The organism is Draconibacterium sp. IB214405, from assembly GCF_033963885.1.
In the GTDB taxonomy this organism is placed as follows: domain Bacteria; phylum Bacteroidota; class Bacteroidia; order Bacteroidales; family Prolixibacteraceae; genus Draconibacterium.
Genome location: NZ_JAXBMA010000008.1, coordinates 1 through 23123, shown reverse-complemented (window position 1 = coordinate 23123; position 23123 = coordinate 1). Strand labels below are relative to the sequence as shown.

The window sequence follows — 23123 nt, the reverse complement described above, 5'->3', positions numbered from 1 at the left end:
AAGATTTAAGAATTGCGTTTGCTTGCCGCCAGTTGTTTAATGGCAAGCTCAATATTCCCGTCCAATTGTTCGGTTAAACGGGTAAGTTCCAGTTTCTCGGTTTCTTCGGTGGTGTAAGTGTAGTATTCCTCCAAAGAGACTTCGGTGGCATAAACCGCAGATTGTACACCTCCCAAGCCAATCCAGACTTCCTTATAGTGACGTTGCGGGTGATTGGCCAGATTGATGGATAGAATCTGTGATTTTTCTTTTTCACTAAGACCAAGCAGCTCCTGAATGGAGGCAAACTTATTCATGTACTTGCGTTGGTCGAGCAGGATCTTACAATCGGAATTATTGATGATACTTTCCTTTACAATTTCCGAAGCAATAATATCATCTACTTCCTGTGTCACAACTATTGCCTCGCCAAAGAATTTGCGTACGGTTTTAAATAAATATTTGATGTACTCGGCCATTCCTTCTTTGGCAATGGCCTTCCATGCCTCCTCCACCAATATCATCTTGCGGATGCCTTTTAATCGCCTCATTTTGTTGATAAAAGCTTCCATGATAATGATCGTTACGATGGGGAAAAGCACTTTATGATCCTTTATATTATCCAGCTCGAAAACGATAAAACGTTTGTTCAGCAAGTCCATTTGTTTGTCTGAATTCAGCAGGTAATCGTATTCTCCGCCCCGGTAATAAGGTTCAAGTACATTCAGGAAATTGGCTACATCGAAGTCTTTTTCGCGCACCTTTTTCGATCGGAGCAATTCCGTGTACTCATCGCGCACAAACTCAAAAAAGGTATTAAAAGACGGAGCCACCTTACCGTCCGATTTTAACTTCTCGATATACAGGCTAACCGCATTTGACAATGCCACCTCTTCGGAACGTGTGGGTGCCTCATCCTCGCTTTTCCAGAGGGTAAGGATCAGCGTTTTTATGCTTTCCCTTTTTTCAATGTCAAACACACCATCGTCGGTGTAAAACGGATTAAATGCAATCGGGTTATCCTCGGTATACGTAAAGTAAACCCCGTCTTCGCCCCTGGCTTTATAATGTATTAAATCGCATAAACCTTTGTAGCTGTTTCCGGTATCGACAAGAAGAACATGTGTTCCCTGCTCGTAATATTGCCGTACCATATGGTTGGTAAAAAAGGATTTTCCACTGCCCGAGGGGCCAAGAATAAACTTGTTCCGGTTGGTGATTATTCCTTTTTTCATCGGCAGATCGGAAATATCCAGATGCAAAGGTTTACCGGTTAAACGATCCACCATTTTTATGCCCACCGGTGATAGTGAACTTCGATAATTGGTTTCGCCGGTAAAAAAGCACAAAGCCTGTTCTGTAAACGTGTAAAACGATTCTTCAGCAGGAAAATCAGCTGCATTACCGGGGATGCCTGCCCAATACAGGGTAGGAACATCAACAGTGTTATAACGTGGTTTGCATTCCATCAGGGCAACTTGCGAGCCCACATCGTTTTTAATTTGGCGTAGCTCTTCGGATCTGTCACTCCATGCCAGTACATTGCAATGCATGCGAACCGAAACCAATCCTTTGCTGTGTGCTTCATTCAGGTATTCGTCCAGCCATTGTTTGTTAATCTGGTTGGCCCGGCTGTACCTGGAGAGTGAAAGCATATTACGCGCCATTTTCTCGAAACGGGCGAGATTGGCAGTATGGTCATCGATAAAAATGTATTGGTTATAGATATGGTTACATGGTAACAGCAACCCTATAGGAGCTGCATACGAAAGTAAACAGGAACTCCTGTCAGTTGAAAGTTTTTCGTAGCGACTTTCTGTAGATACTTTAGCAGGCAGATCATCTAAATCAGAGAGCGTATGAAGAATCAGTAAGTTGTCGCCGATTTTCAGTTCTCCCGGATTTAATGTAAGATCTTTCAAAACATTGTCATGCCCGTGGGAAAGTGAAAAATACTTTTCCACTATTCCCTCATGGGCATCAGTCCCGGTAATCTGGTCGGCTGTTAAACGCCTGAGCTTTATGAAATCGCTGTCGTTAACGATTTGCTCAAACTGGGTTACAGCTTCCACAAAACGAAGGACTGTTTCCTTATTTTTTATCTCTTTGGGCACGATAAATCCCCTGCCCAGTTTACTGAAAGTGCTTTGTTGTTTGCTGCGCTCCTTGGTTGTTTTGGTTAGGAACAAATAACAGGTATGGTTTAAATACGGACGCTCGTTAAAGTGCCGTTCGAACGAAGAACTTAAAAAACTTAAATCCTGTTGTGGCTCTTCGGTTTTGTAGTTCTCTTTGATGTACCAGTCCTGTTTATGCACGATGGAATAGTCGGGCAACACCTTTATTGCCTTATTCCATACCGAGTGCATGGCTTCGTATTCTTCCGTTGTAACCGTAAATAGCTCCGGGAGCTTTACCTCAAAAGCAATGGTTATATCGGCATCTTTGCTGATAATACACCCCTGCTCCACTGCAAGCAAAGGAAACCGGCTTTCCAAAGTGGCAGCTTTTAATGTGTTTCGCATACTGCCTCCTTTCTGTTGGTTTTGAACAAACGGTGAATACTCCTACGGTTGATAATTCGGCGCGGAAAATTATGCGTCGCCTGTAATTTCATTAGCCCATAACGCCCGAATTTTCTGTTTAATGAGAAGGTGAGCCAGACAACCACAAATGCCAAAATAAGCCCGGTAAAAATACAGGACCATTGGTTGATACCGGCCAGGTACATTACGATGAAAACCACAAATGTGCCCAACAGGCCACCTGCAAAAATAAACAGGTACTGGCTTTGCAGACCTTTAAACTCGGCGGGCTTATTTACCCCTTTGTTGATGGAATACACTGCCATAGCTTACAGGAAGAAAGAACGTAAAATGGTGGCAGCAACAATCAGGAAAATACAGGCACCAAACCAGGCGGCTGCAGTTTTTCCGGTGTCGGGATCGCCACTTGAAAATTTACTGTACACTTTTACACCACCGATCAATCCCACGATGGCACCGATGGCATAAATCAGCTTTGTTGCCGGATCGAAATACGAGGTGACCATATTGGTGGCTTCGGTGATTCCGGCTGAGCCATCGCCCTGGGCATAAATGGCAGTTGCCAGAAAGGTGAAGAATAAGGTGATGGATATTTTATATGAATTGATTTGTTTCATAGCATTTTGATTTTGCTCCCCGGTCCCCCAGACCAGAGACTGTTTTACTTTGATTTTTTGATTGATGTGTGGTGAATACCACTTTGGGAAAGACCAAATTTTACCCGTAGTCTTTTTCTTTCATGAGCATACCATTTAGTTCGTTTTCAGACAGCGGTTTTGCTGCTTTTGAACCAAATGTATGGGCTTAAAAGCTGGGGAAAATAAAGCTGGATGTAAGTGGTTGTTTGTGGCGGTGTTTGGCGCAGGTTGGGATGAAAAAAAATAAAGCAGTGAGGTATTTTGTTAATAATTTCAGTTACGGAGCCAAAGTCGTTAGATAATATTTTGCGAAATTTAGACGAATTTAATACAATTTAATTTAAGACTTTATTGCATGAAGACAATCACCTTTAGTTCTGTTGAAAAGGAATTTATTTTAAAACTTTTATTCGCCCGACAATCCCAATATTTAGAAGAAGAAAACACTCCGATAACTTTTGTTAAAACAATAAAAGAAACGATTAATAAAATTAATTTGAATTGGGATAATTATTATTCAAAAAAACATAAAAATCAAATCACAAGTTGCATAAATGAATACCTCCACCTATTCGATGATAAAATCGTATTCAACAATGAGCTTTCTACAATTGGATTTACACGATTGAGTCAGCTACAGCTGCAAGAGGTTAACCTTATTGATCAATGCCATACCATTTTGCCTAAAACTGGCTACAGAAAATCTAAGAACAGATATTCGGATATCTTTGAAAAAATTGAGAAAATAAAAAAAGCTGAATGGGTAGGCCTCTCACGTACTGACGCAAGAGATGTATATAAAATTGGCTTTAGGATTGGTAATGAAACAATACAATGGGAAATGAGCTCAGAAGTGAACCTACTAAATGAAAACTTTACAAAAGGGACAAAAAAGTGGTTAACTACATTTCCTGAATTATATGGTGAATATGTGAGAAAGCAAGAGGCCGTTGAAGTAATCGCGAACTGCGCTCCTATTGGAGCAAATCAGAATACATTAGAATTGACAAAATATCTATTTAACTGATGGTTATGAACAAAAATATTGCCCGTTTCGTCGAAGTAGTCCGGTATAAAAATGGTAGGAATCGTATTAGGCATAATTCCAACAATGAGAATAATATTTACGCGCTACTGAAAGAATTCGGTTATAGGTCGTGTACTCTGGATAATCGTCGCTGTTATTTCTTAAAAAAAGAGAACGAACTAGTCTCAGTTTCATTTTTGAAAATAAAGGATAGGTTTCATGACTTCCTCAAAAATCAGGAATATCTGCACTTACCTGACGACATTCATCATTTTGACATAATGGAATGGTATTATGGGAAAAACCCAATTAAAGAAACCAGATTGTTTAAATATCTGATGACTGATATAAATTCCCAAGAGGCACATAAATTACGTTTAATTACTGATGCATATTACAAGCATAACAATAAAATAGAAATCCTTAAAAATCAACTGATTGAATGGGGGTTTATTAAAATCAAAGATGCGGGGAGTAATATTTGTAAGCATGCTCCTCTGTACCATAAAAATATAGAAGCAAATAAATACTTGGTTTTTACTCATTTTGTCACAGATATAAAATATGCTGATGGATTTGATTGTTGGTTGGCGAACTTTAACAGAAAAACAGATATTGGCAAGAAGCCTCCGGTATACCTAAAACATTTGAAATTAAGCTTTGATTTAGAAGATGATTTTCATTTAATTCAAAAATATGTAAACTAAATTCCTTTTTGAAGCACCACTAAAACAGACTAAACAAGAGTTTTATTAGCGTAAAGAAACCTTTAACTAAGAAAATTGCTTTAATTTTTCAATCTTATAAAATATCTGAATGAATTACGAAAACAGAGTAACAGTATACATTGACATATTAGGATTTAAGGATATTCTGTCAACTACTGTAGACAAAGATGGTAAAGATATTTCTGAGAACATTGATAAGATTATTTCAGCATATACCGCCATTAGAGATGTTTGGGATTTAGATGATACCAGTTTACGAAATAAAATACCAAGTAAAAGTAAAAAAATAACCACCTTTTCCGATTGTCTGGTCATATCTTTCAAAACTGATGAAGAAAGCGAGATATTTCATACGTTGGTAGAAATTCAATGGATGTTAATGAGATTAATTACCAGGGGGATTTTGTGCCGTGGTGCCATTACTTATGGAAAATTAATACATACAGATGAGTTCTTATTTGGACCAGCTCTTGCAGAAGCATATATTTTAGAATCTAAAGCAGCATTATATCCTAGAATAATATTACACGAAGATTTAATTGAGTTTGCAGGCAACACAAATCGATTTCATAAAGATTCTGAGTTAGAAAAAGAATTTATAAAAAAGATACTTGAGAAAGATTCTGATGGAATGTATTTCATTGATTATTTTGCTTCAGCAGAGTCAGAACTAGATAGTCATTATGATTTCCCTGAATACCTGTATATTATTGGGAAAACAGTAAGAGAAGGACTAGAAAAGTACAACAATACATTTAAGGCAGATATAAAAGTTAAGTATCAATGGATGAAAGAAAAATATAATAACATTGTTGATGCTACTCATAATAAAAAGTTCATTAAAAGCTTGAAGGATAATGGAGAGTTCGACTTAGCAGATGCATTCCTTGAATTAAGGAGAATTAATTAGCTTCAATACTTTATGTACTTTTACCAATTTTTACAAACTAAAAATAATTACTTTTGAATAATGGACTTTACCACAAACATAGCTTATAATATTTCCGACGATGAATTTGAAGATTTATCCAATCTTCTAGCTTCGCGATTAAACGGGAATGAAATTATATCTTTTGCCAAAGGTACTGATGGAGGGAAAGACGGTCGAAGAATTGGCTTTTCCAAGGATATTAAAAAGTGGAAAACAGCAGGAAGTAAGTTCATCATACAAGCAAAACATACGGAGAATCCAATCGCATCTTGTTCAGATAACAAATTTCATGGAAATAGAACAAGTATTATTTCTGGAGAGATTGAAAAGATAAAGCAACTAAAGGCTAAAGATGAGTTAGAATATTACATTCTGTTTACAAATAGGAAATATACTGGCAATGCCGATTCGGCCATAAGAAAAGATATAAGCTCCAAAGCAAAGGTTGACATTGATAGTATTGAAATAATTGGCATTGAAACGATTAACCAGTTATTGAGTTTAGACAGCAATAAAGACTTGGTTGTACGTTTTAATTTAAACAATCAGCATATTCCATTTGAATTCTCTGATGAAGAAATAAAAGAAGTTATTGTTGCGTTTAAAACTCAGCTACCTATAATTTCTAAAGATATTAAAAGGGAAGTGGACAGTTTGAAATATGATTATACGCATATCGACAAAGACAAGAAAAACGAGAAAAATGAATTAAGTAAAGAATATTATCAGAATGAAATACTGGGTAGGTCTTTGGTAGAGTTTGATAAAATTGAACAGTTTCTAAATAATCCAGTAAATGAGGCTTTAAAGGATAGTTATTTTGATACTGCTCATGAGTTAAATCAAATTATATCAATTAAAAGAGATAATTTTAATGCGTTTGAAGAATTATTCATCCACATATACAAGTTAGTTTGTGATGGTTCGGCTGTTTTAAAAGGCTCAAAAAGACATGTAACAACTTTTCTTCATTATATGTACATTGAATGCTTAATTGGTAAAAAATGATTAAACCTGATAGACATACAAACCCTGACAATTCTGTCATAAATATTAGTGCCTATATTTTAAAGCAATTAAATTCATTTTACGATATTAGCTATGATAAATTATTAAAAAAAGTTACCGATGACTTAGGAGTTAACGCTAAAGAAAATTACCCGTACGCTCTTAATTTTTTATACCTATTGGGAAAACTCGAATATATAGAAGAAACAGACTCTTTTAAATACAATGCAGCTAAGTAAATTATACTGTAATAAGGCAAATTTTAAAAATATTAAGTTCAACCTTAATGGACTTAATGTAATTTATGCTGAGGTAAAATCTTCAGCGGATGAAAAAAACAACTCTCATGATTTAGGTAAAACTAAATTTGCGGAGATGATAGATTTCATGCTGCTTAAACAAATTGATAAAAACCACTTTCTTTTAAAAATTAAGAAAGATGATTATTCAATTTTTCATGAATATGTATTTTATCTGGAACTGTATTTGAATTCAGGAGAATATCTCACCATAAGAAGAAATATCGAAGCCAATACTAAAATTTCTTTTGCAATAAACAGTCAAACATCTGATGAGTTTACACCTCCTAAGAATTGGGATGTTGAAAACTACGCCCTAAAAAAAGCACGCAGTGTTTTATCGGAATACCTTGCTATGGATTTTTTCCAAAACAAGATTTATGATTATAGAAAATCAATTAGCTATTCATTACGGAAGCAGGATGATTTTAAAGATGTTTATAAACTAAACAAGTTTGCAGCAGGTAAGGACATTGACTGGAAACCATTTATGTTTGATTTATTAGGCTTTAATGGTGAACTATTAACGCTTAAATACGCCAACGACACAAAAATTGAAAATATTAATTCGGTTATTGACAGTTGGAAACGCGATTTTTCTGTTCGGGTTGAGGACAGGGATGAAATAGTTGCAGAAAAATCAATTGTAGAGACAGAATTTAAGGAAATAGAAGACCAAATTGATAGATTCAATTTCTATCAACAGGATAAAACTTTAATTGAGAAAGGGATTAATGACATTGAGAATAAAATTGGGTTGCTAAATAGCAAATCATATCGATTAAATTATGAAATTGACAAACTTAAGACTTCAATAAGAAATAACTTCTCGTTTGATATTGAGAAAGTTAAAAAGATATTTGAAGAAACTGCAATTTATTTCCCTGAACATCTGGAGTCTGATTACAAAGGACTTATTTCGTTTAACAAGAAACTGACTTTGGAAAGGAACAAACTTTTAAAGGAAACTTTAAAAAATAAAGATAAGCAGCTAAAAGAAACAAACGAACAACTGATACTTTCTAATCAGGAAAGGGAAAAGTTGATGCAGCATCTTGTAGATAGTGATACCTTTTCGAAGTTTAAGCGTTGTCAAAAAGAACTGGTGAAAGTTGAAGGAAATCTTTTAAAGTTTGAGGAAAAACTTAAAATTATTGATAAAATTTTTGATAAAGAAAAAGATATTGAAGTTTTACGAAAAGAGATAAAATCGACTATTGAAGAGCTTAAGAGAATTAATCAAACCACAGACAAAAATGAAAAGTATAATTCCATTAGGAGTAGTTTTACAAAATACTATAAAGCAATAATGGATGAAAATGCTGTTCTGTCGTGGAAGATAAATACTAATGACAATGTAGAATTCCTTTCTCCTAAAGTAAAATCGAAAATTAATGATAAGCTGGATACGGCTAAAGACGAGGGCAATACGTATATGAAACTATTGTGTGTTGCTTTTGATTTATCAATCCTATCAACCTACAATCCAGAATCTTATTATCGTTTTGTGTACCATGACGATGTACTTTCACAACAGGATAATGGTATTAAAACTCGTTTATTGTTATTAGTTGACGAACTGACAAAGCAACTGAATCTTCAATATATATTATCAGCAATAAAATCAGATTTACCTGTAGGAAATAATGATATGCCAATAAAATTTGCAGAAGAGGATATTGTTCTGAAGCTGCATGATAAAGATTCTACTGGCACACTATTTGGCTTTGAGTTTTAGTCTAGACCAAATACTCCCCAATATCAAACCCACCAACCTCATTACCAGAAACAGGATCATCACTATGCCCCAACCGACCCAAATGCAAATCAATTAATCCTGAAATACGTTTTTGATAGCTTTCGGAAGTTGAAGTCAGTTGCTCTACCCAATCGGTATTTTCATTTTCGTAAAGTAACTTCCCGGTTTGGGATGGCTTTTCCACCTGCTCATTTTCAACCTCGGTAACTACCTCCATCATTTCTTCAAAAGTTATATCCACCGTAGTTGCGTTGGCAATACCAAGCTCTTTCAATTCTTCATCGAGCTCAACATCATCATAATCCAGAGCGACTTCAATATCCAGCTTACCTGTGGAATTTGAAGCGGATTGACGCTCTCTTTCCTGATTCAAAACAAAGGTGCTTTTTCCGATAATTCCCCTTTCATCTGATAAATTGACTTTTCTTTTTTCATTGGCAACAGTTGCCGAAGAACGCCTCCAATCCTTAAAGAAAATACGGAGCAGGATGATTATCCCAACTATTACAACAAATTCAATCATAATTTCTGGTTTGAGTTAAAAAATGCCTTCATTGTTTTCGTTGTACCGTTTGACAATTTCTTCCTGAAATTCGTCAAAATGATGTGTGAGCACATTATCGATATAATTATAAATCGAAATCTCATCCTTACCAATTACACGGATAATTTGCTGAATCCGTTTGTGGTATTCCTGGCGGATAGGAACATTCTTTCCGAAACGTGCCTTCGTTTTGGAATCTGATAGGAAAAGTTCATCATAAGCTTGATTTGGCTGTTTCTTTTTTGCAATGGTTGCCGGCTTTTTCTCCTGTCTCTTTCCGGCCTCCGGTTTATCATTCTGAATCGTTGAGATGATAAATTCTTCATCTATTTCGTCCGGATTATATTTTTTTCGTGCCATGATTTTTATTGTTTAATGGTTTTTAGAATTTCGTCCGCGAGCGCAATCAGGTTACTTCCTTTTAACAGGCTGTTATGAGCCGGAAAAAGAGTTGAGCGGAATACAGGCTTGTGGCCGGAAGTCAGTTCCCTGCGAAAACGTTTTGAATCGGGAACAAAAGTTTTCAGAATATTTAAGCCCAACTCGCCGATTACATTTTCATAGACATCATACAGTTCGTTTTTCTCCCTCCCATCAACCATATTCCAAATCAGGTACAAACCTTTGATATCACTCTTCCCAACGCTAATCAGATTTTCGTTCAGCATAGTGGCAAATTTCAATGTGCTTTCCATCACCACACGATCGGCACTTACCGGCGAAAAGATATAATCCATTCCGCCTAGTGTTTTTACCACACCTCTGCTGTTTAAAGTTCCCGGGAGATCGAAAAATATTATATCGGGCTGAACCGTAGCACCGTCGATCAGATTTTCAGCGACATCAATAGCATCTTCAGGCATACTTTTTTCAACCTGGTAAGCCTTTCGTTTCAGCGCGGTAAATTGTTTGTAGGCCAATTGTTTGTAATAGTTATCCTTCATCACCTGTTCCATATCGCGCTGCCGCATTTCAGCAATACTGTGCTGCGGATAATCACAATCCACCACTGCAATTTCAAGGCCTTTTACATAGTGCAGGTAACTCGACATTAAAACGGTAAAAGCTGTTTTCCCAACACCTCCCTTTTGTGTGCTGAACGCAATAAATAATGTTTCTTTTTCCATGACCTTTGTTTTTTTGATGAGTAAATTATTTCTATAGTTATTCAATCGAATAGGATAATGTCTGAATCATTAATTGATTAATAAGTTGTGTAAATCATTTTGTATTGCAATGTATAATTAATGAAGTGTTGCAGCGTTTCAACATTGAAATATTGAAACACTTAAGCTCTTCGTTGTTGCATTATTTAACTGTTCAATTCTTTGCCAGAATCAGTTTTTAAATATTTCGTTTGCAACTTGTTTTATTCCCATTTTATTTATTCCGACTAACATATCTCTGCTTATACCAACTATTAAATAATCCATTATTTTCCCGATCAAATGAACAAATAAAAAGCTGTTAAAACCGTGTGTTTTAAAGGGCTGGAAGTACTTGGCATTCTCTGTCAGTATTTGGCTTATTTCGGTATAATTAGAATTCATAACACCCATTCTACCTTTGTTTTCAACAATTTTCAAGAGTACAAACATGATCGGTAAAACGGCTAAGCCCAATAACTTTTATGGTAACGCTACAAGGTGTGCACCGGCACACGGCAAGTTGTGTTTTGAGTAACTCAAAACGTTTCGGGTTACCCGAAACCACTTGCCCCGTTGGGGAAAATCATCACTCCGAAGTCGTGTGATTTTTGATAAGAATTCCGGTAATGATTAATGCTTTAATACAATAAGATGGGAACAGAAAAACGAAGAAATAGACACAAAGGGGGGCGTAAACCGAAAAAAGATCCGTGTATACATCGTTATGCCATTAGCTTAAATGATGTTGACAATGCACGATTTCTTGCTCTTTTCGATGCATCGGGAATGGAAGTTAAAGCGCATTTTATTACTGCCTGCATTTTTGATAAGCCTGTTAAAGTGGTAAAAATCGATAAAGGATCGATGGATTATTATATGCGCTTGACCTCCTTCTATTCTCAATTCAGGGCGATCGGCGTGAATTACAACCAGGTTACCAAAGCAATAAAAAACAACTTTTCGGAGAAAAAAGCACTGGCTTTTCTTTCCCAACTACAGAAAGCTACTTTTCAATTAGTAGCGATAAACCAGAAGATACTGGAATTAACCAAAGAATTTGAAAAAAGATGGTTGCAAAAATAAGCTCAGGAAGTTCAATTTATAGTGCATTGTCGTACAATCACGATAAGCTAAAAAAGGATGCTGCTTCTGTTTTAATGGTCAACAAAATGATTGAACCTCACGATGGAAAGTATTCCATTGGATTATGCACAAGTTCTTTTGAACCGTATTTGAGTGCCAATAAACGAACTGAAAATCCGGTTATTCATATTTCGTTAAATCCTGATCCAAAGGATAAGCTAAACGATGAACAATTCTCACAGTTGGCTGAACAATACATGGAAAAACTGGGCTATGAAAATCAACCCTACATTGTTTACAAGCATGAAGACATTGACCGCCATCATTTGCATATTGTTTCAGTAAAAATTGATGAGACAGGGAAAATGATTCGGGACAATTTTCAACACCGACTATCCATGCGTATTTGTCGGGAAATGGAGCAGAATTTTGGATTAACACCTGCCGATGAAAAAGAAAAGAAAGGAGTTTACAACTTAAAGCCAGTTGAATTCGAAAAGGGAAATCTAAAACAGCAAATTGCCAATGTAGTTCGTCCTGTATCGAGAACGTGGAACTTTCAATCGTTTAATGAATACAAGGCCCTGCTTTCATTCTATAAGGTTCAAGCTACTGAAGTAAGAGGAGAAAAGAACGGGAAACCTTTTCATGGGATTGTTTATGCGGCATTAGACAATAAGGGAGAGGGAGTTGGCAATCCAATCAAGTCATCAAAGGTTGGAAAATCAACGGGTCATGAAGCTTTACTTGCTCAATTTGAAAGGTCAAAAGAACAGATCAGAAATAAAAAGCTAAAAGAGTGGCCTAAGGACTCTATTTCCAAAGTATTTCATAAGAGTGAGAATAGAAAAGACTTCGAGGAGCAATTACTCAAGCTCGGTATTTCGGTGCTGTTTCGGGAGAATGATTCCGGGAGGATTTACGGTGCAACCTTTATCGATCACAAGCAAAAGTTTGTGTTCAACGGTTCTCGTCTGGGTAAAGAATTTTCTGCCAATGTTTTTAATGAACGATTTGGCATAGAAAACAAAACGGATGAACAAATCAATTCACCTGATCATGACCATTCAGAATATCCTGACAAAAGAGCCTCAGGCATTGAAAATCTGGCCGGATTGCTCGGCATTGAGGCTCTCGGCGAAGACTACCAGGAGGAAGCTTTCATTAGAAGAATGAAACGAAAGAAAAGAAAAAAACGAAAAAGCTAAGCTATGCAAAACGAAGACGACGTGAGAGCCCTTGCCAAAATAATTGAGTTAATCAGGGCAGTGAGTATCCTAATTTTAATATTTCATATTTACTGGTTTTGTTACGAGATCCTTGTTGAGTTTCATGCAACAGTTGGCATCATCGATAAAATTTTGCTGAATTTTCAAAAATACACCGGAATCTTTTCAATGCCATTCTGGTCGAAGCTGGCAAGTTTTGTTTTGCTGGCTATTTCCTGCCTGGGAATACGAGGTGTAAAAACTGAGAAGGTGACCTGGACCAAAATCTTTGTATTTCTGATTCCGGGCGTGGCTTTGTTTTTTCTGAATGGTTTTCTGTTAAAACTTGAAAATACGCTACTAGTAAAGAGCGTGGTTTATGTTCTTACCCTCGCAACCGGTTATATTTTTCTTTTAAAAGCAGGCTTGTGGATGAGCCGGTTACTGAAAAACAACCTGATGGAAGATGTTTTTAACGACGAAAACGAGTCGTTTATGCAGGAAATGCAATTAATGGAGAATGAATACTCAGTAAACCTGCCTACACGATTCAGCCATAAAGGAAAGGATTACGATGGCTGGATAAATGTGGTGAATCCATTCCGGGCAAGTATTGTTCTGGGAACTCCGGGAAGCGGAAAATCTTATGCCATTGTAAACAACTACATCAGACAGCAAATTCAGAAGGGATTTAGCATGTACATCTACGATTTTAAGTTTGACGACCTGAGCGTAATTGCTTACAATACGCTATTGAAAAACATCAACAGATACGACATTCCTCCGAAATTTTATGTAATAAATTTTGATGATCCGGAACGCAGTCACCGCTGTAATCCCATTGCCCCGGAATTTATGACTGATATTGCGGATGCATATGAATCGGCTTATACCATAATGCTGAACCTGAACAAAACCTGGATTCAGAAACAGGGTGACTTCTTTGTTGAATCGCCAATTATTCTCTTGGCTGCTATTATCTGGTACCTGAAGATTTATAAAAACGGGAAGTATTGCACTTTTCCGCATGCAGTGGAATTCCTGAATAAAAAGTATGCCGACATTTTTACTATTCTAACTTCTTATCCTGAATTGGAAAACTACCTATCGCCTTTTATGGATGCCTGGGAAGGTGGTGCGCAAGACCAATTGCAGGGGCAGATTGCCAGTGCCAAAATCCCTTTATCGAGGATGATATCGCCCCAACTTTACTGGGTGATGTCCGGTAACGATTTTACTTTAGATATTAATAATCCAAATGAACCGAAGATTCTTTGTGTTGGAAATAATCCCGACCGTCAGAACATTTACTCTGCAGCACTGGGATTATATAATTCTCGCATCGTAAAACTCATCAACAAAAAGGGACAGTTAAAAAGCTCAGTTATCATTGATGAGTTACCCACCATCTACTTTCGTGGCTTGGATAATTTGATTGCAACCGCACGAAGTAATAAAGTTGCTGTCTGTTTGGGATTTCAGGATTTCTCGCAGCTAAACCGGGATTATGGAGATAAGGAAGCAAAGGTTGTTATGAATACGGTAGGAAATATTTTTAGTGGGCAGGTGGTTGGTGAGACTGCCAAAACCTTGTCGGAACGATTTGGGAAAGTCTTGCAAAAACGCCAGTCGATGACCATTAACCGGCAGGACAAATCCACTTCCATAAATACGCAAATGGATACCTTAATTCCTGCGTCAAAAATCAGTAACCTTACACAGGGAACTTTTGTGGGTGCCGTTTCGGATAACTTTGACGAGCGAATTGAGCAAAAGATTTTCCATGCAGAAATTGTCGTTGACAACGAGAAAGTGGCCAGAGAAACAAAAAATTATAAGCCTATACCGGTTATTACAAACTTTACAGATAAAGACGGCAATAACCAGCTTCAACAGGAAATTAATTTCAATTATTTACGCATCAAAAGCGAAACGGCGCAGATTGTAGTGGATGAATTGACAAGGATTAAAAACGATCCGGGATTGGGGCATTTGATTAAAAATTAGTACTCAAATTCTAATCAACACTTATATTGCCAATTAATGTTCAATTCTTTTCAATACAAACATAGAATCATAATATCATTAAACTATGACTTAAATAAAAATACCGAATCTATGAGCACTCGATATTCTTCTACTCCGCACTATTTGAGATGATCCTTAAATTCGCCAGGCTAACTATTTCTTTTTACTTGGCTTCAAAGATGGATGATTTGAAGGTGTATCCTTATTATCTCTTCTTCTTCTATCTAACGTACCATCTTTCTTTTTGGGTTTTGGCCCAGGCTTTATTGCTGTAATCATAGCGGTTAGTTTTACCCTAACAGGCGGGTCGCCTATAAACATATTTTAAATGTAACAATTTCAGGATTGTTTACCAAGATAGCAGGATTCATTATTGCATCATCAATTATTCATTTTTACCATTCCCAGTTGCTTATTCGTTAATCTGAAATCATTGGTAATTCCCTGTGGTGCAAATATTCTAAATCTTTATGAGTATTTTTGAAGAATAAATTTAGAGTTCTATTAGGTTATCTTATTGACTGTTAATTGATGTTGTTATTTATCTATTTCTAGGTGAATCATTTTTAAAAAACATTTTTGGATCATAACCTATAAAGATCTTTCAAATCCATTAACCATTGATACGAGATCATTTGATTCTTCCTCGATCCAATGTTTTTTTGCAATTAATTCTCTAATCAATATTTTAGCCTCATCACTGTAATAATCCGAATTTTCCATCAAACCGGAAAATGGCAAGTGATATAACCAATCGCTTTTATGATTTTTAGAATAGACTGTTTTGGCAGCATTAACTGCTGACGGGAACAAAAGCTTAATCTGAGGTATCTTCTCCTTAATGCCTTGATAAATATATAAGCCATGATAATCCCAATCACAAGAATAATAGATTGGCAAATTTATTGCTGGTAAATGATCGAGCTTTTTAATATTGTTTCCTCCTACATACCAAAGCCAAATATTGTTTTCTCTGGCAATGTCCGGGTATAACAAGAAATCAATATTTTCGCATAACACAATGAGTTTTGGCAATTTGCAATCAAGCACTATTCTGTATTGTTGATCTTTAGGATCTGAACCTTGAAAATTTTCAAGTCCCAGAATATTAAGTATCGCTTTTTCTAAAGAAGAATCGGGAACAAGGTATTTTGAATCATCAAAGAAATCAGTAGAAAACTTTTTCCTACTGTATTGATTTGTGAGTATCTGCTCTTTTTGTTCAGCAATAAGCATAAGTACTCTAATATCTCGTTCTTTATAATTAGATTGTGGTTTTAGAAACGAATGTTGGGCAAAAAAATCTTGATACTCCGAAAAGTCTTTTTTGTGACGGTTCTTGTAGTATTGATCGAATCCAGGAGCCGGAATTAACACCTTTGTATTTGCATATTTATGATCCAGGAAGCCTTTGCCGTCAAACAGATGTTTGATGTAAGGATGCAATTGAACTTTGGCTGAACTTTGGCGCTTAGTGTAAATGTCATTTAGGGCTTTTAGTTCCCTCCAAGATAGGTTCTCGTTCATTTTTCTGCTATATTTTGATTGATGAATGATTCAATGTCCTCAACAGGAGCACCATCTGAGAAAATACCCAATGGAGGAACATAGCTTGATTCATCAGCCAGATTATTTTCATTCATGATGTAGATGTACTGTTCACCTTCAAGAATATCACCGGCTGTTTCTATCGACATAGAGATAATCTGGTATTGTTCTTTTCTGGCTAATTTGTGCAACATGTCATAATTTCCACCTAACCCTTCAGCTTCATCAATTGGCATAATACGTAGTCCCTTTCTCTCTTCTGTTTCGATAAGAGATAATCTTGCCAGTCCAAGTAGTGCATTTGCGGTATAAGTTTGTCCATTACTTCCTGCATTAGACTCCCCGCTATCCAGTTTCAAATCAAAATCAAGGTCAAAATAAGATTTTGGATTCAGCAGGTCTTCAGGAGTAACCTTACTACTTCCTCCTGCAGCTTGAAATGCTTTTATCATCATTTTTGAAATATCTACTTCTTGCTTTAATCCTTCAAAAAGCCCTACATTAATCAATGCTTCATCCAACTGCTTTCGGAAAGGAGACATCCATTTGTCCGGGTAATCCGTCGACTTTCTATGTTTTATTGAAGCTTTATTGCCTCCCGTGATAGCATGATTTTTATTTCTTAAATAGGTATCAATACCATTTATCTTTGCCAGGTACTGATTATAGGTTTTGTAGACTTCAGAGAAAACCCGTTTTAAAATTTCGACCTTTCTAGAACCAATTTCCTGAATGTCACGGGTTAGTTTCGTCAAACGTTCGGCTATACGCTCTTTGATAAGTGAAGGATCAATTTTTGGACTATCAAATACAGTAGGGAGTAGCTTATGAGCTAACATTCCCACTGAATAATCACATAATTGATCTGGTTCATTGGTTGATTTCTTAATGTGATCATAACTAGTTTGGAATGTTAACTTAGCATGGTCATATCTGCTTTTGAGACTTTCATCTCCTTTGTCAGGATTTTGGTTTTCAGATTGGTTTTCAGAGAAATCAAAGTCTTTTTTGAAAATTGACAAATACTCCTGCTTGACATCTTTTAACATGTCTTTGGCATGAGTTAACTTCTTTGTTAATTCATTTCTCAGGTTCCCTATTTCTATATGCTCTTTTGCTCGACTGGCTTTTAAGCTATATATTTCAATAAAGTCAACATTTTCAGTGAAAAGATCATTCCTGATTAGTTCAACATTAATTTCTTTTAAGGCAATACCCTCTAATTCTGACCTAAAATCTCTAATGGATTTTTCTTTGCTTACTATTTCCTGCACAATATTAAGGCCGTTTAGATTCTTGATTTTGAGTTGATTCAACAACTGTTCTATCTCTTTTTCTATAGCATTAACTCTGTTCTGTTTTAGCTCTTGCTCTGATAAATGGTTCTTGTATTCTTGCTTAACATTTTCATACGTCTCATATATTTTTTCTTTTACACTGAACAACGTAATATGCTGGTCAAACTCTTCTTGCGACAGAGAAGCTACATGTGATGGAGTAAAGCCTAACACCTCATCCCTTTTCTTATATAAGTTAACAGCCTGCTTTAGGCCTCCGAAACTATGCAAGACTTCTTTGAGTTGACTAAAGGTGTTTTTTTGTTCGATAAGTGAATCAAGATGCTCTTTAATGCCTGTATTAATACTTGTTAATTGGGAAAATAATTCATCAATATCCGGGGTGTCAAGTAATCTTTCGGGTGTATATTCAACGTATTCATACACACCATCCAAATCAATCCAAAATCCGTTCTTTGTTTGATGTTTAATATCCAGATTATCAAACAACTCTTTAGGGAAAGGGAGAAACCTGTTTTGTTGATTGGCATCAGGCTCTTCACGAGGAAATTGCTGAAAATGAACCAACACACTTTCAACTTCATGAGATAAAGGAAACGTAAGATTATCTTTAGCCCAGACAGCAAGTGAATTTACATTCCTTAAGTCAGAAAAAACTGAAAGCGATTTTAATGAATAAATTTTATCCTCCAGTTCTTTCATTTCTGCCGTAAATCGCATCTGTTGATTTTCAAAGTCAGAATACCATTTTGAAGCTTCAAAAGTATCTACTTGCCCCTGTTGTTCCAGATGTTCAATAAAACGAGCAAGTATCTCCTTTTGATTAACTTTTTCTCGTTCACTTTTATACCAACTTTTTATCTTACTAGAATCATTATCATTAATGACCAGCCATTTTTCCACCTCACCGATAACCTGTTTCTCTTCTTTAGCTTTTTCAAATTTTTGTTCCAGAACATCTCCGTTATCCTTATACTCTGCATTTTCTTTTTCAATGTCTTGAAGCTGCTTGTTCAGGTCATTAATATTATGAAAAGCATCTATTTTAAGACGCGCTTCTTTTTGATCAATCAATAAGTTTTTACATGTGCTTACATTATATTGAGCTTGTGCACCGGTAAGTTTCTTCTCTAGATTATCACATTGATTTTTCCAATACCAACCCTTTTGCGTAAAATAGTCTTGCTCAAGAGTTTTATATGTAGTATCCAGTTCCAGAATATCATCTATGTCCGACTGCTTCTTATTGATTAGTTCAATCTCAGCCATATAGCGCTGATGCTCGTGATAATCGTTATTGATGGCACTAACTTCTTCCTGATATTTTTGCATCAACTTGTTTTGATCGTCATCTCCAAACAAAAACCTTTTTAATGAAGCTGAATCGGTTTTAAATCCTTTGCCTCTTGAAAAAGAGCGAAGGATACTTGCATAACTTTCCAAGGTTTTATCTTTATTCAGATCTAGTGATAATAGCTCGTTATCAAATAATAGCTGATGGTATTTTTTCCATGACAATTGCTTCAATTTAAAATCTGTCAGCTTGTCTTCAAGTATTTCAATTGGCAATATTTTATCATCAATCAATAAGTCACGATAAGAAACTGGTTGGGAAAGAGGAATAAGTTTGTCATCCCAACTAAATCCGTCCTGTATTATAAATGCCTGCACCTTATTATGAGAACTTTCGATATAAGAGCCCAGAACAAGGTATTTATCGTGGTGCACTTTTACATTCAGAAATATATATCCAATCCCATGTTGCCGACCTTTGGGTTCAAGTACCATACCTTTGGGCTCGCGAGACTTATTGCTGTCCGTTGAAGATTTGTAAACACGTGAACCAACCAGAATCAACTGTATGATATCTGCCACCATACTTTTGCCACTGCCGCTTTCTCCGCTAAAATCGGTACGATATGGGTGAAATAAGTAATCGCAGTTATAATGTTGCTTAATTCCGATTGTAGAAAGGCTGTATATTAATGGGAAATTATCTGTCATTTTTCAAGTTCTTTAGTAATTCATCAATACCCAAAATTTGAGGTTGGTACAACAGTCTCAGCCGCTCAAATGATGGCATATAACGAAATCGATCCTTATCCTGTTCGTCATCCCAAGCAATCCACCCCAGTTCATTAAACTTCTCAAATGCTTTTTTTATAACTCCACCTATTTTATCTTCATTTAAATCAGAGCTTTTATCATTCATTGCATCTGCTATCAGTTTTTGCAAAGCCTCTCTCTCTTCTTCATATTCTGAAAAAAGCAGATTTGTAAAATCAGACACTCTGTCAAGTTCAATATTGCCGTCAAGTTTAAATAGCTTAAAAAACAACATACCTATAATAATGTGCTCTGTTTTGAGATATTCTCTGTGATCACCAAGGATATTTCCACGGCTTCCTTCTTCAAAATCTATAAAATAGTATGTATTAAATTCACTTCCCGATTTATTAAGAACAACCTTGTAAATTTCGTCATAGTAAAGTTTGAGGCTGTCATAGTTTCGTCCAATAAAACGAAATAACTCACCGGGAAGTGGATAGTCACTCTGAATGTGTACGCCGCTTCGAAGCATATAATCTATTTTTGCAAAAACCTGATCGGCTTTCTTATCTGTTAAAAAATCAAGCCGGGTTACTTCCTTTTTATTTTCATTTTCCATATGCTAACGTTTGGTATACTTTCATCTATGGACTCTTCTGATAATATATCGACTTCCAATGTTGGTTCTTTCAAACTTTGTCTCACTAACCGATGCGCAGTTTTAACTGCAATAGCAAGGTTCCTGTTCTCTTCTTTTAATATGTGGAAAAAGAAAGGGGAGAACTCTAAAACACCCTTATCTTTAATTTCACTAAAGGCAACTTTTGTCCAATAAGCCACCCGGTCCTTTTCATGTTTCCATGCCTTTGTTTTTTCAATGAGCTTTTGACGTCTTTCTACATCAATTTTTCTTGGAGATACTTCAACTGGTGGTTTAGTCCCAATTTCTCTTAAAGGAACAATAGTGAAATGAGGCACAAATTGATTATTTGATATTTGCTTTTTAGGCACTCCTTTGGGCAATTGCAGCAGTTTTTTGTTATCATTTTTTGAATATTTAGAGTAGGTAAGCAACAGGTCTAAAAATTGCTCTGTTTTCCTATCAAAGTCACGTTGATTAAAATCATAAATGAATTCTCTTATCCGTGGCTTAATCTTCTCGATACGATTACTTACTTGTTCTAGGTGAGAGCGAACCTGATCATTGAAAGTCATGACTCTCTGAATATCAGTCAAATTATCTCCGTCTTGTTGTCTTTCCAGAATTTCCGTTAACAAATCATCGATGTCGTAAGTCGTCTGGAAGGCTCTTTTTAATTCAATAGCCTGTTGTTTAATCGTTTCAAGACTAATGTCTATTTCAATGATAGTTTGGACAATACCTTTGCTGTTGCGGTTATGCTTTATTTCTCTTTTAAATTCCTTTACAGATTCATTTACTTGCTGATCAAGAATTTCAACTTGTTCTCCAAGTTTTGTATGACGGAGATCAAAATGATCTTCAATCCATTGTCTGAAACCTCCATCAGTTGTTACAGCTTCCTGCAATCTAATGTACATCTCATCAAACCACCGTTTGATTTTGGCCGGACTGTAACTGGCTTCAAGGCGTTTGTTGATTCTTTTGCAAAACTCAACTCCATAAGGTTTAAACCGGTAAACTTTCTTAATTCCGTCACGCCACAGAAAATAATCCTGCAATCTTAAAATAATGTTGTTGTTACGCTCAATCTCTACTCGTAATGAACCTTGTCCCAGATCCTTTAATGTTTTATTTATGACACGAATTATATCGTCTTCCCTAAAATCACCCTCTTCGTATTTGTCGTATAAAGATAGCAAGATCAGCCCCTCGTTCTTTTGAGGTATCAAGCGATCGTAATAATCTTTTGCTTCTCTATATAAGTCAAATCCTTCCATTTATGTCATTGATTCTTCAACGCATTCTAATTTACAATTTCGATTTCGTCTTCAGTAAACCACCCGTTCTCCAGAACCGTATCCTTCACAGCCTTTATATCATCAGTGTATGCAACTATAGCCAAGCTATCCTTTGCCCTGCTACAAGCAACATAAAAGAGGCGATTTGTCCTATCAATTCCTGTTTCCTTTCCGTCATCGATGTTTTTTCTATCTGTAGAACTTAATCCTTTAGCCCCAAATAGCTTGTCATAGCTAAATAAAAAACCACCTGCTTCTTCATCATCAATAATGACCAATACTCTCTCATATTCTAGTCCTTTAACTCCCTGATGAGTACCAAACTTGGAGCTTTCAGATAAATACTCATAGTAATTTTTCACCTGAGAAAATGGAGTCAATAAAGCTTCACCCCATGCCATTAACAGGTCATCCGGATTTTCATCTTCATGATCAATTGAGTCATCTTTCTCGGCCGAACTTGAAGCAATCGGTAATAGGCTCTCAGGAATCGGGAATAACCCTGTTTGATAGACGTTTTTTAAAACATCCAAAAGAGTTGGTTCATTTTTGGCAAACAATGAAAAAAGGGACGATAAAGCCTCATTGGTTTCTTTGATATTCTTTACTTGATCTGGATTCTTTAATAATTCTTCTTTTTTTAGAAATCGACTATGTTTCTTTACAATCCTCGCAATCTCGAATTTTTCACTGCTATTATGAGCTTCTATTAAAGGCAAAATTATTTGAGTGAAAAAATTAACACTTCCTAATGACCCATCAAGTAATCCGGTTTTTAATCGTCCGACTTTATACAATGGCTCAAAGAAGTTTAAAAATCCCATCCGCCTTGCAGCCATATGGTGTTCAAGAATAAGGGTTTTTATTTCATAATCATCTGATTGTGTAGACCACTTTATATCTTTAGTTATATCAGACATTTTATTGGCAACTAATTTCTCAACTTCCGTTTTATCCAGTCCTCTTTCACAAATAAAAAACCTGACAAAACCCTCATCCTTTTCGACTCGTGGTATTTGTTCCTGTCCATCTACATTTTTTCTTATGTTATTTATTAAGGTTATAATGCGTTTGTTTGAACGGTGGTTCATCCTTTTTGCAGGCTGAATCATATCAGCAGGTAGATTAAGCCCAAGATTCTCTTTTCCATCGGTATATATTCTTTGCATTGTATCTCCAAAAAGTCCTAATGAAAATGAATCGCGATTTTTTGATTGCAACTGAAAAAATGCATCAATAAGTTCTTTTTTAGTATCCTGACTTTCATCGATTAATACAATCGGGTATTTACAAATAAGTGTTTAACGTCAGAACCTATTGGACAAATTTTTCTATAAACTTAAGAGATACTTTTTACATTT

21 protein-coding genes are annotated in these 23123 nt (G+C 35.9%); 9 read left to right on the top strand and 12 right to left on the bottom strand.

Annotation, left to right across the window (positions count from 1 at the left end; translation table 11 throughout):
* Positions 1 to 5: 5 nt before the first annotated feature.
* From SLH46_RS20890 to SLH46_RS20880, 3 genes are read right to left on the bottom strand one after another with little or no spacing between them, the layout of a single operon-like run.
* Positions 6 to 2504, bottom strand: coding sequence for a TraG family conjugative transposon ATPase (locus SLH46_RS20890; protein ID WP_320283172.1), 2499 nt, complete (start codon positions 2502 to 2504; stop codon positions 6 to 8).
* The gene (locus SLH46_RS20885; protein ID WP_320283171.1) at positions 2489 to 2830 is read right to left on the bottom strand and encodes a DUF4133 domain-containing protein; all 342 of its coding nucleotides are present in this window, start codon (positions 2828 to 2830) and stop codon (positions 2489 to 2491) included. The genes SLH46_RS20890 and SLH46_RS20885 overlap by 16 nt, the downstream gene beginning before the upstream one ends.
* Before the next feature lie 3 nt (positions 2831 to 2833).
* The gene (locus tag SLH46_RS20880) at positions 2834 to 3142 is read right to left on the bottom strand and encodes a DUF4134 domain-containing protein (RefSeq protein ID WP_320283170.1); all 309 of its coding nucleotides are present in this window, start codon (positions 3140 to 3142) and stop codon (positions 2834 to 2836) included.
* Positions 3143 to 3518: 376 nt separating this feature from the next.
* Here SLH46_RS20880 and SLH46_RS20875 point away from each other — a divergent pair, with 376 nt between their 5' ends.
* From SLH46_RS20875 to SLH46_RS20850, 6 genes are all read left to right on the top strand, one after another.
* On the top strand, positions 3519 to 4190 hold the full coding sequence (locus tag SLH46_RS20875) for a hypothetical protein (protein ID WP_320283169.1): 672 nt from the start codon (positions 3519 to 3521) through the stop codon (positions 4188 to 4190).
* 5 nt (positions 4191 to 4195) lie between these two features.
* Positions 4196 to 4897 carry a hypothetical protein gene (locus tag SLH46_RS20870; RefSeq protein ID WP_320283168.1) on the top strand — a complete coding sequence of 234 codons (702 nt, stop codon included), beginning with the start codon at positions 4196 to 4198 and terminating at the stop codon, positions 4895 to 4897.
* A gap of 109 nt (positions 4898 to 5006) precedes the next feature.
* Entirely contained in the window at positions 5007 to 5828 is an 822-nt protein-coding gene (locus tag SLH46_RS20865) for a hypothetical protein (RefSeq protein ID WP_320283167.1), read from the top strand.
* A 60-nt stretch (positions 5829 to 5888) separates the two neighbouring features.
* Positions 5889 to 6857, top strand: a complete 969-nt coding sequence (locus SLH46_RS20860) for an ABC-three component system protein (RefSeq protein ID WP_320283166.1) — start codon at positions 5889 to 5891, stop codon at positions 6855 to 6857.
* Positions 6854 to 7096, top strand: a complete 243-nt coding sequence (locus SLH46_RS20855; protein ID WP_320283165.1) for an ABC-three component system middle component 8 — start codon at positions 6854 to 6856, stop codon at positions 7094 to 7096. The genes SLH46_RS20860 and SLH46_RS20855 overlap by 4 nt, the downstream gene beginning before the upstream one ends.
* Complete coding sequence (locus tag SLH46_RS20850; protein WP_320283164.1) at positions 7083 to 8894, top strand: DUF2326 domain-containing protein; 1812 nt, start codon at positions 7083 to 7085, stop codon at positions 8892 to 8894. Before SLH46_RS20855 ends, SLH46_RS20850 begins: the two co-directional genes overlap by 14 nt.
* 1 nt (position 8895) lies before the next feature.
* Here the strand turns inward: SLH46_RS20850 and SLH46_RS20845 are convergent, their stop codons facing one another.
* From SLH46_RS20845 to SLH46_RS20835, 3 genes are read right to left on the bottom strand one after another with little or no spacing between them, the layout of a single operon-like run.
* Complete coding sequence (locus SLH46_RS20845) at positions 8896 to 9438, bottom strand: hypothetical protein (RefSeq protein ID WP_320283163.1); 543 nt, start codon at positions 9436 to 9438, stop codon at positions 8896 to 8898.
* Between the two features lie 15 nt (positions 9439 to 9453).
* Positions 9454 to 9819: a DUF3408 domain-containing protein gene (locus SLH46_RS20840; protein WP_320283162.1), complete on the bottom strand. Its 366-nt coding sequence runs from the start codon at positions 9817 to 9819 to the stop codon at positions 9454 to 9456.
* Between the two features lie 5 nt (positions 9820 to 9824).
* Complete coding sequence (locus tag SLH46_RS20835; protein WP_320283161.1) at positions 9825 to 10586, bottom strand: ParA family protein; 762 nt, start codon at positions 10584 to 10586, stop codon at positions 9825 to 9827.
* Between the two features lie 672 nt (positions 10587 to 11258).
* Between SLH46_RS20835 and mobA the strand changes: the two genes are divergently transcribed.
* From mobA to mobC, 3 genes are read left to right on the top strand one after another with little or no spacing between them, the layout of a single operon-like run.
* A complete protein-coding gene (gene mobA, locus SLH46_RS20830) occupies positions 11259 to 11690 on the top strand; it encodes a conjugal transfer protein MobA (protein WP_320283160.1) in 432 nt (143 codons plus the stop codon).
* Positions 11675 to 12898: a conjugal transfer protein MobB gene (mobB, locus tag SLH46_RS20825; RefSeq protein ID WP_320283159.1), complete on the top strand. Its 1224-nt coding sequence runs from the start codon at positions 11675 to 11677 to the stop codon at positions 12896 to 12898. Before mobA ends, mobB begins: the two co-directional genes overlap by 16 nt.
* Positions 12899 to 12901: 3 nt before the next feature.
* Complete coding sequence (gene mobC / locus SLH46_RS20820) at positions 12902 to 14905, top strand: conjugal transfer protein MobC (protein WP_320283158.1); 2004 nt, start codon at positions 12902 to 12904, stop codon at positions 14903 to 14905.
* A 174-nt stretch (positions 14906 to 15079) separates the two neighbouring features.
* Here mobC and SLH46_RS20815 read toward each other — a convergent pair whose 3' ends face one another.
* The 6 genes from SLH46_RS20815 to SLH46_RS20790 form a co-directional block, all read right to left on the bottom strand.
* Positions 15080 to 15205: a hypothetical protein gene (locus SLH46_RS20815; protein ID WP_320283157.1), complete on the bottom strand. Its 126-nt coding sequence runs from the start codon at positions 15203 to 15205 to the stop codon at positions 15080 to 15082.
* 312 nt (positions 15206 to 15517) lie between these two features.
* Positions 15518 to 16453, bottom strand: coding sequence for a hypothetical protein (locus tag SLH46_RS20810; protein WP_320283156.1), 936 nt, complete (start codon positions 16451 to 16453; stop codon positions 15518 to 15520).
* Entirely contained in the window at positions 16450 to 19776 is a 3327-nt protein-coding gene (locus SLH46_RS20805; RefSeq protein ID WP_320283155.1) for a hypothetical protein, read from the bottom strand. Before SLH46_RS20805 ends, SLH46_RS20810 begins: the two co-directional genes overlap by 4 nt.
* On the bottom strand, positions 19766 to 20440 hold the full coding sequence (locus SLH46_RS20800) for a condensin complex protein MksE (RefSeq protein ID WP_320283154.1): 675 nt from the start codon (positions 20438 to 20440) through the stop codon (positions 19766 to 19768). The genes SLH46_RS20805 and SLH46_RS20800 overlap by 11 nt, the downstream gene beginning before the upstream one ends.
* On the bottom strand, positions 20413 to 21741 hold the full coding sequence (locus SLH46_RS20795) for a hypothetical protein (RefSeq protein ID WP_320283153.1): 1329 nt from the start codon (positions 21739 to 21741) through the stop codon (positions 20413 to 20415). Before SLH46_RS20795 ends, SLH46_RS20800 begins: the two co-directional genes overlap by 28 nt.
* A 26-nt stretch (positions 21742 to 21767) precedes the next feature.
* Entirely contained in the window at positions 21768 to 22982 is a 1215-nt protein-coding gene (locus SLH46_RS20790; protein ID WP_320283152.1) for a hypothetical protein, read from the bottom strand.
* Between the last annotated feature and the right edge of the window lie 141 nt (positions 22983 to 23123).

What these genes read in the sequence shown, in the direction of transcription:
- SLH46_RS20890 (WP_320283172.1), bottom strand. Translation starts at nt 2,504, where the DNA reads ATGCGAAACACATTAAAAGCTGCCACTTTGGAAAGCCGGTTTCCTTTG.
- SLH46_RS20885 (WP_320283171.1), bottom strand. Translation starts at nt 2,830, where the DNA reads ATGGCAGTGTATTCCATCAACAAAGGGGTAAATAAGCCCGCCGAGTTT.
- SLH46_RS20880 (WP_320283170.1), bottom strand. Translation starts at nt 3,142, where the DNA reads ATGAAACAAATCAATTCATATAAAATATCCATCACCTTATTCTTCACC.
- SLH46_RS20875 (WP_320283169.1), top strand. Translation starts at nt 3,519, where the DNA reads ATGAAGACAATCACCTTTAGTTCTGTTGAAAAGGAATTTATTTTAAAA.
- SLH46_RS20870 (WP_320283168.1), top strand. Translation starts at nt 4,196, where the DNA reads ATGAACAAAAATATTGCCCGTTTCGTCGAAGTAGTCCGGTATAAAAAT.
- SLH46_RS20865 (WP_320283167.1), top strand. Translation starts at nt 5,007, where the DNA reads ATGAATTACGAAAACAGAGTAACAGTATACATTGACATATTAGGATTT.
- SLH46_RS20860 (WP_320283166.1), top strand. Translation starts at nt 5,889, where the DNA reads ATGGACTTTACCACAAACATAGCTTATAATATTTCCGACGATGAATTT.
- SLH46_RS20855 (WP_320283165.1), top strand. Translation starts at nt 6,854, where the DNA reads ATGATTAAACCTGATAGACATACAAACCCTGACAATTCTGTCATAAAT.
- SLH46_RS20850 (WP_320283164.1), top strand. Translation starts at nt 7,083, where the DNA reads ATGCAGCTAAGTAAATTATACTGTAATAAGGCAAATTTTAAAAATATT.
- SLH46_RS20845 (WP_320283163.1), bottom strand. Translation starts at nt 9,438, where the DNA reads ATGATTGAATTTGTTGTAATAGTTGGGATAATCATCCTGCTCCGTATT.
- SLH46_RS20840 (WP_320283162.1), bottom strand. Translation starts at nt 9,819, where the DNA reads ATGGCACGAAAAAAATATAATCCGGACGAAATAGATGAAGAATTTATC.
- SLH46_RS20835 (WP_320283161.1), bottom strand. Translation starts at nt 10,586, where the DNA reads ATGGAAAAAGAAACATTATTTATTGCGTTCAGCACACAAAAGGGAGGT.
- mobA (WP_320283160.1), top strand. Translation starts at nt 11,259, where the DNA reads ATGGGAACAGAAAAACGAAGAAATAGACACAAAGGGGGGCGTAAACCG.
- mobB (WP_320283159.1), top strand. Translation starts at nt 11,675, where the DNA reads ATGGTTGCAAAAATAAGCTCAGGAAGTTCAATTTATAGTGCATTGTCG.
- mobC (WP_320283158.1), top strand. Translation starts at nt 12,902, where the DNA reads ATGCAAAACGAAGACGACGTGAGAGCCCTTGCCAAAATAATTGAGTTA.
- SLH46_RS20815 (WP_320283157.1), bottom strand. Translation starts at nt 15,205, where the DNA reads ATGATTACAGCAATAAAGCCTGGGCCAAAACCCAAAAAGAAAGATGGT.
- SLH46_RS20810 (WP_320283156.1), bottom strand. Translation starts at nt 16,453, where the DNA reads ATGAACGAGAACCTATCTTGGAGGGAACTAAAAGCCCTAAATGACATT.
- SLH46_RS20805 (WP_320283155.1), bottom strand. Translation starts at nt 19,776, where the DNA reads ATGACAGATAATTTCCCATTAATATACAGCCTTTCTACAATCGGAATT.
- SLH46_RS20800 (WP_320283154.1), bottom strand. Translation starts at nt 20,440, where the DNA reads ATGGAAAATGAAAATAAAAAGGAAGTAACCCGGCTTGATTTTTTAACA.
- SLH46_RS20795 (WP_320283153.1), bottom strand. Translation starts at nt 21,741, where the DNA reads ATGGAAGGATTTGACTTATATAGAGAAGCAAAAGATTATTACGATCGC.